The organism is Stenotrophomonas sp. GQ19 (assembly GCF_059758695.1).
Map to the genome: position 1 here is coordinate 18,927 of NZ_JCAXES010000014.1, position 12,640 is coordinate 31,566.

General features: G+C 63.1%; 12 protein-coding genes. 7 read left to right on the forward strand and 5 right to left on the reverse strand.

The window, feature by feature from the left end; translation table 11 throughout:
• Complete coding sequence (locus tag AC6CHL_RS19790) at window positions 1-489, forward strand: GNAT family N-acetyltransferase (protein WP_498295909.1); 489 nt, start codon at window positions 1-3, stop codon at window positions 487-489.
• 86 nt (window positions 490-575) lie between these two features.
• Complete coding sequence (locus AC6CHL_RS19795) at window positions 576-770, forward strand: hypothetical protein (protein ID WP_498295911.1); 195 nt, start codon at window positions 576-578, stop codon at window positions 768-770.
• Between the two features lie 52 nt (window positions 771-822).
• Here AC6CHL_RS19795 and AC6CHL_RS19800 read toward each other — a convergent pair whose 3' ends face one another.
• The 3 genes from AC6CHL_RS19800 to AC6CHL_RS19810 all read right to left on the reverse strand — a co-directional run bounded on the left by AC6CHL_RS19800 (window position 823) and on the right by AC6CHL_RS19810 (window position 4,563).
• Window positions 823-1,428, reverse strand: a complete 606-nt coding sequence (locus AC6CHL_RS19800) for an SMI1/KNR4 family protein (RefSeq protein ID WP_428712128.1) — start codon at window positions 1,426-1,428, stop codon at window positions 823-825.
• 589 nt (window positions 1,429-2,017) lie between these two features.
• Window positions 2,018-2,701, reverse strand: coding sequence for a GAD-like domain-containing protein (locus AC6CHL_RS19805; RefSeq protein ID WP_498295913.1), 684 nt, complete (start codon window positions 2,699-2,701; stop codon window positions 2,018-2,020).
• The gene (locus AC6CHL_RS19810) at window positions 2,698-4,563 is read right to left on the reverse strand and encodes a polymorphic toxin type 15 domain-containing protein (protein WP_498295915.1); all 1,866 of its coding nucleotides are present in this window, start codon (window positions 4,561-4,563) and stop codon (window positions 2,698-2,700) included. Before AC6CHL_RS19810 ends, AC6CHL_RS19805 begins: the two co-directional genes overlap by 4 nt.
• A 767-nt stretch (window positions 4,564-5,330) precedes the next feature.
• Here AC6CHL_RS19810 and yegS point away from each other — a divergent pair.
• Both yegS and trpE read left to right on the forward strand, forming a co-directional pair.
• Window positions 5,331-6,263 (forward strand): lipid kinase YegS, encoded by a 933-nt coding sequence (yegS, locus tag AC6CHL_RS19815; protein ID WP_038685784.1) that lies wholly within the window; start codon window positions 5,331-5,333, stop codon window positions 6,261-6,263.
• Between the two features lie 171 nt (window positions 6,264-6,434).
• Window positions 6,435-7,910, forward strand: a complete 1,476-nt coding sequence (trpE, locus tag AC6CHL_RS19820; RefSeq protein ID WP_478070277.1) for an anthranilate synthase component I — start codon at window positions 6,435-6,437, stop codon at window positions 7,908-7,910.
• 84 nt (window positions 7,911-7,994) lie between these two features.
• Here trpE and AC6CHL_RS19825 read toward each other — a convergent pair whose 3' ends face one another.
• Both AC6CHL_RS19825 and AC6CHL_RS19830 read right to left on the reverse strand, forming a co-directional pair.
• On the reverse strand, window positions 7,995-8,435 hold the full coding sequence (locus AC6CHL_RS19825) for a hypothetical protein (RefSeq protein ID WP_161578743.1): 441 nt from the start codon (window positions 8,433-8,435) through the stop codon (window positions 7,995-7,997).
• A 53-nt stretch (window positions 8,436-8,488) separates the two neighbouring features.
• Window positions 8,489-9,610, reverse strand: a complete 1,122-nt coding sequence (locus AC6CHL_RS19830) for a PAAR domain-containing protein (protein WP_498295917.1) — start codon at window positions 9,608-9,610, stop codon at window positions 8,489-8,491.
• A gap of 588 nt (window positions 9,611-10,198) precedes the next feature.
• On the opposite strand from AC6CHL_RS19830, the gene AC6CHL_RS19835 reads away from it, so the two are divergent.
• The 3 genes from AC6CHL_RS19835 to trpD are packed head-to-tail and all read left to right on the forward strand — an operon-like array spanning window position 10,199 to window position 12,624.
• Complete coding sequence (locus tag AC6CHL_RS19835; RefSeq protein WP_498295919.1) at window positions 10,199-10,972, forward strand: SIMPL domain-containing protein; 774 nt, start codon at window positions 10,199-10,201, stop codon at window positions 10,970-10,972.
• A 2-nt stretch (window positions 10,973-10,974) separates the two neighbouring features.
• Window positions 10,975-11,553 (forward strand): anthranilate synthase component II, encoded by a 579-nt coding sequence (locus AC6CHL_RS19840; RefSeq protein ID WP_448134618.1) that lies wholly within the window; start codon window positions 10,975-10,977, stop codon window positions 11,551-11,553.
• A 33-nt stretch (window positions 11,554-11,586) separates the two neighbouring features.
• Window positions 11,587-12,624 (forward strand): anthranilate phosphoribosyltransferase, encoded by a 1,038-nt coding sequence (gene trpD / locus AC6CHL_RS19845; RefSeq protein ID WP_038685789.1) that lies wholly within the window; start codon window positions 11,587-11,589, stop codon window positions 12,622-12,624.
• Window positions 12,625-12,640 lie beyond the last annotated feature (16 nt).

Here is a 12,640-nt window from a genome sequence, read left to right on the forward strand (position 1 = left end):
ATGACGGTGGCCACTGTGACCCTCCGCGTGGCCACCGCCGACGATGCGGCGCTGATCCTGCGCTTCATCCGCGAACTGGCGATCTATGAAAAGGCTGAGTCGTCGGTGCAGACCGACGAGGCCGGCATCCGCGCCAGCCTGTTCGGGCCCGATGCCAAGGCGCACGCGCTGATCTGCGAAGCCGACGGCGCGGCCATCGGCTACGCCGTGTATTTCTACAACTACTCCACCTGGCTGGGCCGCAACGGCATCTACCTGGAAGACCTCTACGTCAGCCCGGACAGCCGCGGCAGCGGTGCCGGCAAGGCGCTGCTGCAGCACATCGCACGCATCGCGGTGGCTGAAGGCTGCGGGCGGTTCGAATGGTCGGTGCTGGACTGGAACGAACCGGCGATCAAGTTCTATGAAGCGGCGGGGGCGAAACCGCAGAGCGAGTGGACGGTGTACCGGATGGAAGGTGAGGCATTGAAGGCGTTTGCTGCGGGTTGATGTACGCCATTGGCGTATATTCCGGCGACGATCTTCATCGAAACGCCTGCGTTCACACGGGCATGGATCGGGAGCTGGACATGACCATGGACACGCAACTTTTTGCCGAGCTGATGGGAAGCGTGGCGGAAGCCGATGAACGTCTGAAAGGCGAATGCAGCCCATCGCGAGAGCGCCCTGTGTGTCCCGTGGACGGGCATGCGATTCAAAAGGCCACAGGGCTGTCCCAGCAGAAGATCGCCAGCATTCCGCATGTAGAGGGCGGGAAACTTCGTACCTAAAAGCACACGCGACGTGATCCGACCGGGCCGACCCGCGCGCTGCTCCACGTCGTCATCCAGCGCCCGCCATGCTTTTCTGCCACCGGATCTCTCCGGCAATGACGTCCGCGAAGGTCTCCAGCTCGTTCACGCCCATGCGGTCATAGCAGTAGGCCGTGTATGGCCAGTCAGCGGTTGGGGGCATTGGTTCAACCAGCAGGTAGTCGCTGTCCCACAGCCCGGTGGACGAGACCCGGATCAACCCCTTCAAGCGGCTCTCCGCTGTGATCTCTGGGTAATCGGCTTCCGCCCACAGTTCGCATATCCACGCATTCGTTTCGCCAAACAGCTGCACTTCCGACACCGGCAGCAATGGGCCGTTGAAGCTACCCGGAATGATGAAGCCATTGGATGCCTTCAGGAACGCGCGATAGCTGTCAGGAAAGGCCACACCCAGGTGGGCCTCCCGTGCTGATATTTCCTGTTCGGACGCCCCGGGACATCCGAACCACTGTCGTTCCCCGCTCAGCGCCTCCTTGGTGGCCGTGACAACACGCTGGAATCGCTCCTGCTCTTCGGCCGGCCCATTGATGCGGTCTCTCAGTACATCGGGTGCGCTGTTCGCCAGGTTGTCCAGAATCGCCTGATTGAGCTCGTTCAACATCGCTTGCCAGTCCATCAGCAGTGCTCGGTAGTTGCCGGCCCAAGACGTTAGCGGCGACCGGTGGCCTGTTCCACAAGGCCGTGTGCATTCTGGGACGTAGCGTGGAAGGAGCGCGCAAGAGTGTGACGGGGTAGGGGCGGGCGGTGCCACGGAGAGCAAAAAAGGCCGCACCCTTGAAATCAGGGCGCAGCAGCTTCGCGAGGCGGTGGCGCGCGTTGCCGAAGATGCCTACTCAGCGCTCGTGACGAAGGTTGGAAACCTCATGGCTGCGCCGAGGTTTCCACAATAGATTGGAATCACGCGGTAGCGACGATGAGATACGGGCCGCGTTCCTGGCTAGGGTCGGTAGGGACCCGAAAACGCCAGGGTGTCCACTGATTTGGTGAACGGGGCCATGGGCATCTCAACGCTTGATCTGGATGGCGTCGATATGCAGTTGGTCAACCGCCCGGTGCAAAGGCCAATTTTGCAATGACAAGCCAAAGCTGAGCACGCTGCTTGACCCACATCGAACACTGATCTGGCTATCCGCCGCCGCGAAATGGCGGCGGCTTGGCAGCTTATGCATAGCCGCACTGGTGCAGCCACCGTCATAAAACGCCCGCTACTTCCAGAGGCCACGGCCTTTCGCTTCCTTCACGATGTCCATCATGATTTCTGGCTCTCCAAGTTGGGCCAGGAACATAAGGTGTTCGACAGCCTTCACCTTCTTCAAGTGGTCGAGGCGGCACGGGCCGCCCATGGCTAGCGCGGGGACGAAGCCATACATTTCATCGTGTGATAACGGACCTAGTTTCTTCAGTGCTCTCTCAAATAGTAGTTTGCCGGCTTCGTCATCTTCATCCAGATCGGCCTTATCCAGGTGCTCCAGCCAACTCGACGCCAGAAAATTGCCCTTGCCTTGGCTCATCCACGCTGAATTGTCTTTTGGAAAGATCATTGACGTCATCGACAGGATGGTCATGCACGGACCCGTTTGAGTTCCCCAAACCATCAGCCGCCCGAATGCCGTCCGACCGATAACATAGAAGTCATCCGTACCGTACAACGGTGTGCCGTAGATCCAAGCATTGAGAACCTCAGAATACTCAGCTGGATCAGTCATCCAGAACAGGCCATCTCCGTAGCCGGAAAAGCCATAGGCGGCCAAGTATTCAAGCAGCTTGTCGGGAACCTTTCCCCGATAGAAGGCCAGGGTGGCTTCCCCCGCAGGCTGCGTGTCAATTGCGGGTCCGAAACCGGAGTTCTGATAGAAATACTCGAAATCTTCGTCAACCATATGAGTCATCTGCAACGCTCCAGTCCGCCGTTCATTTTTGTCTTGCTTCTTTCGCTCACAGGAACGTTGGCCGCTGCCTCGTCCAACTCATCGATACGCGATGCTCGCCCTTTCTTGGCATGCTTCCACTGCCGCCCAATGGTCGAGTTAACCTGGCCATCACCGAAGTCGGCAATATTGTCGTTGCCCCCAGCCACGAGGTCTGGATTGTGAAGCGCGTGCATCACCTTCATTGTTTCATCTGCGTGCTCGGCAGCCATTCTCTTGCGCGTCTCTCTATCGATTCCAAGATCTTTTAGCTCGTTCTCCTTTTGCTCCAAAATATCGCGCTTGTACTGCTTTCTAGCCGCCTCGGCGACCGTTCTATCCCGATTCTTCGGATCAAATGCCTTCCGCGCCTCAAGGTACTCATCAACGCTCATATCATTGAGCCCCTGCTCCTGCCCCTTCAACTGCCGGTCCATCTCCGGATACTTGGACGCTGGCAGCTTCTGCGGACTGAAGCAGGGTAGATCCTTGCGCGGCATCCGCTTGGGCAGCCGCTTGGTTTCCACGGTCCTGCTGCCATCAGGCGTTCGGTTCCCATCGCCCTGGCGCCGCTTGCGTGCGCGCAATGCCTTCGCCAGGCCCTTGAAGGCGTCTTCAACTTCCTCCATCAAGTGAAGCAACCGCTTGCCGATACGGGCGGCGGTGTTGCCGGCCTTTGCCGCAGCATAACCAAACCCGCCTGCGCCCCCCAGCTCCACGGTCACGGCCGCAAGCAGGATGGACACTACGACATCGGTCATGATCTGCGAGCTGAAACGTGCCTGTATACGCTCCTGTTCATCGGGTGGCACGGCCTCCCACCAGGCCTTGCCGAACTCGGGTAGTTGCAGGGTGATGGCCGGGTCTTCAATGAGCAGGTTGAACAGCTCCTTGGCCTCGCTGGCAACCGCCATCACTTTGCCGCCGGCAGCGCGCATCGCGGCGATCTTGCGGTCCATACCGTCGCGGTCGCCGGTGAGCAGTAGCCGGGTCCATTCCTTGATCTCACGGTCGGTCTTGTACATGAGCACGGCGAGGTCCACCGCCGTCTCTACGGTCCCTGCCACGTAGTCCCATGCGCCCTGCCCGGCCCCCAGCACCTGGTTGCCACGCTGCAGCCCCCAGCGTTTGGCCGTACCGGCATCGTCCCATTGCTGCCACTCAGCGGCCATGTCGGTGCGGGTCTGGGCCACGATGGCATCCAACGCGAGCTTGACCTTTTCGCGGGCAGCCAGAATGGGCGCATCATCGTCGTCGCTCACGTCAGGCTGGAACAGCACCTGCACCATCTGCGCGGGGCCGACTGTTACCTGCGGGATGCGTGAGCGGCCGTCGTCATCCAGATTGCCGGTCACCACGCTGTCGTCCGGCAGCATTACCTGATAGGCGACGCCACGCACCGGGGTGCGGTCGAGGTCGCCGTAGTGGTAGTGCAGGACGATGTCCTGTTTGAGCGGGGGCGAGGCCGGGGATCCCTGCGGGATAGTGCCCTTTGGCACAAACCCGGCGGGTGAGGCCGTGGCGGTAGCTGCGGTAGCGGCGGCAGCAGGGCCGCTGCGAGTACCACCGCTGCCGCCTGATTCCACTGAAACCGTGCTCTGCTTGACCGCCAGTACCTGACAGCCGCATGCCAGGTAGTCGCCGTGCCTGGCCAGAGGCTGGCCATCGACTATGAAGGTTGGGTCGCCCGTGATGATTGGAAAGGGTCCCTTGTGCTTGGGGCAGAAGGCCTTATCACCTACACGAGCAACCGCCATTCCATTGATATCGGTGAAGGGCGAGCCGGTGAGGACCGTTCCCCCGCTACTGGTCCTATCACCCACGACAATAGCAATCCTTGCCACGCCATATCCTTAGCTTTGGTCATGCGAGAAAGGGTAGCAATGGTTTCGGGGTGTTTGCTGGCGGCCAGTTCAAGGTGCGCGTGATGCGGGTCACCCTTACGGTCGATTCGGAAGTTTCCTACCTGGAAATGCGGGCATTTCCGCCGTCTAGCGGCAGCCAGGAGCGGAATTTGAGCTCGCGCGGCTGTCCACTCCCACCTGCGGGGATCGACGCGGTGTGACGGTTACCAGTGTTGCCAACTGTCACCAGTGTTTGCTGGCGCAGCAGGATTACGTCCGGATACGCTCGCCGGTTAAGTAATGGACGAGAGGCGTGTAGGTGCACCAGCAGGCCTGACCGTGGTGATAGAGTTCGGCCATGCTGAACATGCTTATTGCTGCAGTTATGGTGACCACCTTCATTCTCACGGGTGCGGCTTTGGTGTGAGGCCTAAGTGCCATATGCCATTTGGTCACCGTGCTCGTTGCTCCTGAGGACAGTACGTATGGGGCACCAGGGCTCCGGGCCGCGTTGTGGTGACGCATAGAAACGCCCAGCCTTCTGTCGAAGCTGGGGGTGTCTATGCGAGTATCCACCCAGTTGTGGCCTTGGAAATGTGCGCAAAGCCAACTGTCTGGAGAAATGAGTCGGAGGCTGATCCTGCCTCCATCCATCGTCCCTGCTATGGCCTTTCATTCTCCCGGCCTTCGGTGACCGTTTGATGACGTTCACCGGCCTCGACGGCGGCCCTGCTAGCCTGCGCCTCCCCCTCTCGTGGAAGTGCTGCATGAGCCGTACCCGCTGGCGTCTGATCCTCAACGGCAAGTCCACCGGCAACACGGATCTGCGCGAGGCCGTGCACGCCCTGCGCGAGCGCGGTGTGCAGCTGGAGGTGCGGGTGACCTGGGAGGATGGCGACGCCGAGCGCTACGTGGCCGAGGCGATCGACCACGGCGTGGATACCATCATCGCCGCCGGTGGTGACGGCACCCTGAGCGAAGTGGCCGAGACCCTCGCGCACCGGCCGGAGCCCGCCGACGCGCTGCCTTCGCTGGGGCTGGTGCCACTGGGCACCGCCAATGATTTCGCCAGCGCCGCCGGCATTCCTGATGCGCCGCTGGAAGCACTGACGTTGATCGCGCAGGAGGCCGCCCGCCCGGTCGACCTGCTGAACATCGATGCCGACGGCAAGCGCTGGTGGTGCGCCAATGTCGCCAGCGGCGGCTTCGGAACCGAGGTCACCGTGGAAACCGATGAAGGCCTGAAGAAGGTGCTCGGCGGCCTGGCCTACCTGGTGACCGGCATCTCGCGGCTGGGCCGGATCGACCCGATCCGTGCACGCCTGCGCGCGCCGGGTTTCGACTGGGAGGGCGGCTTCATCGCGCTGGGCATCGGCAACGGGCGCCAGGCCGGCGGCGGGCAGGTGCTGTGCCCGGATGCGGTGATCGACGACGGTCTGCTCGATGTCACCGTGATTCCCGAACTCACCGGCGAAGTCGCCTCGACCATCGGCGCGCTGCTCAAGGGCGGCAAGCAGGGGGCGCTGGAGCAGGTCGCCCATCGCACCCGCGCGCCGTGGGTGGAGATCGAGGCCGACCAGCCAATCACCCTCAACCTGGACGGTGAGCCGGTGAAGGCCCGCCATTTCCGCATCGAATGCGTGGCCGCGCGGGTCCGCATGCACCTGCACCCGGGCAGCCACCTGCTGTCGCCGCCCTGACCGAACGTGGCGGGCCGCCAGGGTTTCCCTGGCACCCCCAGCTGCGATACAGTCACCGGGTGTCCATTCTGACGACCCCGCATACCCTTTCTTCCGCTCGCCGTTGGTGGCGATGGTGGCCTGTTGCCGTCGTCCGTCCCACCCCCGCCGCATCCCGGAAGGAAAGTCGTCTTGATCACGTTCGAGCAGTTCCAGCAGCAGGCCGCTGAAGGCCACACCCGCATCCCCGTCGTCCGCGAAGTGCTGTCCGACCTGGACACGCCGCTTTCGGTCTATCTGAAGCTCGCCGACGGCCCGCATACCTATCTGTTTGAATCGGTCGAGGGCGGTGAACGCTTCGGGCGCTATTCCATCATCGGCCTGCCGGCGCGCCGGGTGTATGCCTTCCACGGCCACACCCTGACCATCAGCGAGTCGGGACAGGTGGTCGAAACCCGTGAGGTGGCCGACCCGTTCGCCGAGGTCGAGGCGCTGCGCAGCGCCCATTCGGTGCCCAAGCTGGCCGGCCTGCCGGGCTTCACCGGCGGCCTGGTGGGCTGGTTCGGGTTCGAGTGCATCGGCTACATCGAGCCGCGCCTGGCGCCGCCGCGTGGCCGCGACGAACTGGGCACGCCGGACATCCTGCTGCTGCACTCCGAAGAGCTGGCGGTGTTCGACAACCTCAAGGGCCGCCTGTACCTGATCGTGCACGCCGACCCGGGCCAGCCCGGAGCGTGGGACCAGGCACAGGCCAAGCTCGATGCGCTGGTGGCCAAGCTGCGTGCACCGGGCGCGGGCTATCCGGCACCGATCACCCGCGACGTGCTCGACGAGAACGACTTCGTGTCCGGCTTCACCCGCGAGGGCTTCATTGCCGCGGTCGACAAATCCAAGGAGTACATCCGCGCCGGCGACATCTTCCAGGTGGTGCTCAGCCAGCGCCTGAGCGTGCCGTTCAAGGCGCGCCCGGTCGATGTGTACCGTGCGCTGCGCGCGCTGAATCCGTCGCCGTACATGTACTTCCTGGACACCGGTGACGTGCAGGTGGTGGGCTCTTCGCCCGAGATCCTGGTGCGCCTGCAGGATGGCAACGTCACCGTGCGCCCGATCGCCGGCACCCGCCCGCGCGGGGCCACGGTGGACGAAGACAACGCCCTGGAAGCCGAACTGCTGGCCGATCCCAAGGAGCGCGCCGAGCACCTGATGCTGATCGACCTGGGCCGCAACGATGCCGGCCGCGTCTCGCAGGCGGGCACGGTGGAAGTGGGCGAGCAGTTCGTCATCGAGCGCTACAGCCACGTCATGCATATCGTCAGCGAAGTGACCGGGAAGCTGCAGCCGGGCCTGAGCTACGCCGACGTGCTGCGTGCGACCTTCCCGGCCGGCACGGTCAGCGGCGCACCGAAGATCCGCGCGCTGGAAGTGATCCGCGAGCTGGAGCCGATCAAGCGCAACGTCTACGCCGGCAGCATCGGCTACATCGGCTGGCATGGCGATGCCGACACCGCCATCGCGATCCGCACCGCCGTCATCAAGGACGGCCGCCTGCACGTACAGGCCGGTGCCGGCATCGTGTACGACTCCGATCCCGGCAAGGAATGGGACGAGACGATGAACAAGGGCCGCGCGCTGTTCCGTGCCGTGGCGCAGGCGGCCAAGGGGCTGTGAGTCCGGGGTGACGGATCGGGGCGGCTGGCCTTCAACCTGCCGACTGAGACGGTAGGCAATGGCGTGTTGGCAGGGGCGTATTGCTTACCCCTGGCGTCTGGCGGCCTTGCTTCCGACGATTCGAAGCTCAGTCTTTCCAATCAGACGGAATTCTGTGGAGCCTTCCAAGGGGGCGCCGAGCTCTACCACGGCGGTCACATCTGCACTTGCGCCTCCCCATGCCTCCAGATAGGAGGCATCGATGGATGCTGATATAGACACCGACTGGCCTGGTGCTACCACTGTCAGGTTAGATAGAAGGGCGCCATCGAACATGTGCGAGGGAAGCGTCAGATGACGTTGCGTACGGTTGTCATGAAGAACAATGTAAGGGCCTCCGTAACGAATGAATTCCAAGGGGAGATGGATGGAAGAGTCCCTGACGTTCCTGACGCTGATCTCGAAGTCGATCCTGCGGCCATCAAAGATACAAGGTGCTTGCCCCTTGCAGCCTGCAGTGACTTCAAAGTCAGGGTTTCTGTCCATGGGGCGATCTCCCGCGTTGAGTATGCTGATGAATCCCATTGCGATGCAAAGAGCTATCTGACGCTGCATTGGATATCCCTGCCCGTGTGACGCTTTAGAAATGCCTGAGCTTCCAGGGCAATCTGCCACGCATGCCGAAGCTCGACCTTGGTGTTGTTCTGGGTTGACATCATGGTGGCGCTTGGATCGTCATCTGGCTTGTTGACGGGAATTCGTATGGCTTCTGGGTCCAATGTTCCATCAGGACGATAGTATTTCAATGCCCACGTGTTTACCCGGTGGTAGGAGTATTCGTCCGCTACGCCGAAGCAATGCGCGTACTCATGGGCGAAGGTCCACGTCGTTGTTTCTTTCCACACGTTGATGTTCATGTTTACGACGTGCTCACGCAATTCGCTTGGACTCACATTCATCGCGTAGTGATGGCCTCTGGCGACCCACTCCACTTTGAAGTCTATGGGTAAGGTTCTGATTCCACAGATAGGGTCGAATACATCCATCGTGAACTTGTTGTTCCACAGTGTCTGGATGCCGGCTTCCATCCGTGCCTTGGCTGCGTCCATGTCCTCTTCGGACACTGTTTCATCGGCCTCAGCATCAGTCTGCACAGCAGCCGCCTTGATCCGGACCAGTACTTCCACGCTGCCTGTTGATTTCAACGGGACGAAAATTTTGAATTTTCTTCGCAGACTTAGTTCTAGCGGATTTCCGTTCTCGTCATATACAAGGTAGTAGCGTCCATATGCATCTGTGGCCACCTCTATCTGATGATCCTCGCCCCAGCATTCTGGAGCCCTTCTCCTTGATATAAATGTGGATCCCGGCTCCGGCTGCGCTGCCGGGGAGCGCGAGGTAGTCCCTGCCTCGCGCGACGGGGCCGGTGCCGGCACATTGGTGGTCGATGTAGCGCCCTCATCCACAAACACCAACGACTGGCGCCCCGCAATCAACTGGCACCCACAACTCACCCAGTCACCATGCCTGGCCGCTGCGTTGCCATCCACAATCAGCGTGCCATCGCCGGTAATGATGGTGCCAGGGCCGTGCGCCGGGCAGAGGGTGCGGTCGCCCACGCGGGCCATGGGGTGCCCGTCGATATCGGTGAACGGCGAACCGGTGACCACACTGCCGCCACTGCTGAGTCCGTCGCCCACGACAATGAACACTCGCGCCATCCTGACGCTCCTATGCTCCTGAAACTGCGGGGAAGGGTGGCGGTCAGGAATGGCGGCCTCAACTGCGCAGGACGGTAAGTGCAGGGCGGGTCACAGACCAGCGGGGGCCAATCCGCTGGTCTGGGACGCAGCCCCATTATTGCCGTGGCAATTGCGTCACCCGTGGCGCTGCCCCTGAATGCCATGCCCCGATCTGGACCTGCCCGCATCCTCCGCGCCCCGGCAGCCGGGATCTGATACGCTTAGCCGCGTACGCCGCAACGGCCCCTCAGGGCCTCTGCATCCGGTTGAAACCTCAGAGCTATCCCATGACCTGCACCGCGCTGAACAACGTAGCCAAGTGGTGGCGCTTCCAATAGGAAGCGGCAGGTCGTCGCGGTCCCGGACCGCACCTTGCCGCCGTATCGGCGGGCAAGATCCAGTTCAACGCTCCCCGGCACGGCGGCTCCCCCCAACAGGAGCGTGTTGATTGCTGTCCCCTGGCGTACCCCTGCACTGTGACCCCTCGCGACAAGGCCTCCGGCCCGTTGCGGTGCGCTCGTGCACGTCCGGCACGCTCCGCTCCACTCTTTTGACAAGGAACACTGCATGAAGCTGGTAAGCGCATTGCTGTTGTCGTCGACGTTGGCCGTGGCGGCCGCCCCCGCATGGGCGCAGGCCAATTCCATCCCGTCACAGCCGCATCTGCTGGTGAAGGGGGAGGGGACGCGCATAGTCATGCCCGACCGTTTCAGCGTGGATCTCCTGGTGAAGGCGCTTGACATGCAGCCGGATGCAGCGCGTGCCCGCGTGCAGGACAACGTGGGGAGCGTGCTCGCCGCGCTCAAACGGCATCGGGCCGTGGCCGATACGGTCAGGGCGGACAATCTGACCATTCAACCTGAGCACCGCTATGAGAACGGCAAACAGGTATTTGCCGGGACGCGTGTCAGCCGCCGCGTGCGCGGGAGCTTCGCCAGTACCGAGGCGCTGCAAGGTTTTCTTCGCGACACCAACGCCAACGAAGACCTGCAGATCACCGCGCTGCAGCCCGGCTACTCCAAGGAGGCCGCGCTGCGTGCCGAGCTGAAGGCCGAGGCGGCCGCGCAGACGCGGCAGTCCGCCAAGGGGCTGGCCGAGGCCTATGGGGCCCGGATCACCGGCCTGTACAGCATCTCCGACGTAGCGCCGAGCTTCGCCTATGGCGTGCAGGCAGGCACTTGGCCGCGTGCGGAAAAGTGGTCTGCCCGACCAGCCCCACCGCAGCCGCCGAGCAGTGTCGAAGCGACTGGCTCGATGCGTCCGCCGGAATCGGTGCAGGCCGGGCCGATCAGCTTCAATGAAAACGTGTACGCCATTTTCCTCATTCAAGACGGACCCTGACCATGTTGTTGATGCTCGACAACTACGACAGCTTCACCTACAACCTCGTGCAGTACCTGCAGACGCTGGGCGCCGAGGTCAAGGTGGTGCGCAACGACGCCTTGAGCGTCGATGAGATCGCTGCGCTCGCCCCCGAGCGCATCGTGATTTCGCCCGGCCCGTGCACGCCCAACGAAGCGGGCGTGTCGCTGGAGCTGATCCGCCGGCTCGGCCCGACCACGCCGATCCTCGGCGTGTGCCTGGGCCACCAGAGCATCGGCCAGGTCTACGGCGGCGATGTCATCCGCGCGGGCACCATCATGCACGGCAAGACCTCGCCGATCCGGCATGAGGGCCGGGGCGTGTTCGCCGGCCTGCCGGATCGCTACCAGGCCACGCGCTACCACTCGCTGGTGGTGGACAAGACCACGCTGCCGGCCTGCCTGGAAGTGACCGCCTGGACCGAGAACGCGGACGGCAGCGTCGAAGAGATCATGGGCCTGCGCCACCGCGAGCACCCGGTCGAAGGCGTGCAGTTCCACCCCGAATCGATCCTCACCGAGCATGGCCACGCCCTGCTGAAGAACTTCCTGCAGCGCTGAGCGCGCCGCACCCGCACCACAAAGGACCCCCGCATGACCTTCTCCCCCCAGGAAGCCCTGCAGCGCACCATCGAGCACCGCGAAATCTTCTTCGACGAAATGGTCGACCTGATGCGTCAGGTGATGCGCGGTGACGTCTCGCCGGTGATGACGGCCGCGATCCTCACCGGCCTGCGGGTCAAGAAGGAAACGGTGGGCGAGATTGCCGGCGCGGCCACGGTGATGCGTGAACTCGCGTTGGCCGTACCGGTGGACGATAAGACCCACCTGGTGGACATCGTGGGGACCGGTGGCGACGGCTCGCACACCTTCAACATTTCCACCTGCGCGATGTTCGTGGTGGCGGCGGCCGGGGCGAAGGTGGCCAAGCACGGCAACCGCAGCGTGTCGTCCAAGTCCGGCAGCGCCGATGCGGTGGAAGCGCTGGGCGCGGTCATCGACCTGCGCCCGGATGAGGTGGCGCGCGCCATCACCGAGACCGGCATCGGCTTCATGTTCGCGCCGATGCACCACCCGGCGATGAAGGTCGTGGCACCAGTACGCCGCGAGATGGGCGTGCGCACCATCTTCAACATCCTGGGCCCGCTGACCAACCCGGTGGGCGCCACCAACGTGCTGATGGGCGTGTTCCACCCCGATCTGGTCGGTATCCAGGCACGCGTGCTGCGCGAGCTGGGCGCCGAACGCGCGCTGGTGGTGTGGGGCCGCGACAACATGGACGAGATCTCGCTCGGCGCCGGCACGCTGGTGGGCGAGCTGCGCGACGGCAAGGTGCGCGAGTACGAGATCCACCCGGAAGATTTCGGCATTGCCATGTCGGCCAGTCGCAACCTGAAGGTGGCCAACCCTGAAGAATCCATTGCCATGCTGCGCGCGGTGCTCGACAACCAGCCCGGCCCGGCGCTGGATATCGTGGCCCTCAACGCCGGCGCGGCCTTGTACGTGGCCGGCGTGGCCGACAGCATCGCCGACGGTCTGGCCCGCGCCCGGGCGGCCATTGCCGACGGCAGCGCCCGTTCGCGCATGGCGCAGTACGTGGCGGCCACCCAGCGCATCCGCGCGGACGGCTGAGCCGTCCGTTTCACGC

Coding starts and splice junctions, on each gene's coding strand:
- yegS (WP_038685784.1), top strand. CDS start 5,331: ATGAGCCGTACCCGCTGGCGTCTGATCCTCAACGGCAAGTCCACCGGC.
- AC6CHL_RS19835 (WP_498295919.1), top strand. CDS start 10,199: ATGAAGCTGGTAAGCGCATTGCTGTTGTCGTCGACGTTGGCCGTGGCG.
- trpD (WP_038685789.1), top strand. CDS start 11,587: ATGACCTTCTCCCCCCAGGAAGCCCTGCAGCGCACCATCGAGCACCGC.
- AC6CHL_RS19830 (WP_498295917.1), bottom strand. CDS start 9,610: ATGGCGCGAGTGTTCATTGTCGTGGGCGACGGACTCAGCAGTGGCGGC.
- AC6CHL_RS19805 (WP_498295913.1), bottom strand. CDS start 2,701: ATGACTCATATGGTTGACGAAGATTTCGAGTATTTCTATCAGAACTCC.
- AC6CHL_RS19840 (WP_448134618.1), top strand. CDS start 10,975: ATGTTGTTGATGCTCGACAACTACGACAGCTTCACCTACAACCTCGTG.
- AC6CHL_RS19795 (WP_498295911.1), top strand. CDS start 576: ATGGACACGCAACTTTTTGCCGAGCTGATGGGAAGCGTGGCGGAAGCC.
- AC6CHL_RS19800 (WP_428712128.1), bottom strand. CDS start 1,428: ATGGACTGGCAAGCGATGTTGAACGAGCTCAATCAGGCGATTCTGGAC.
- AC6CHL_RS19825 (WP_161578743.1), bottom strand. CDS start 8,435: ATGGACAGAAACCCTGACTTTGAAGTCACTGCAGGCTGCAAGGGGCAA.
- AC6CHL_RS19790 (WP_498295909.1), top strand. CDS start 1: ATGACGGTGGCCACTGTGACCCTCCGCGTGGCCACCGCCGACGATGCG.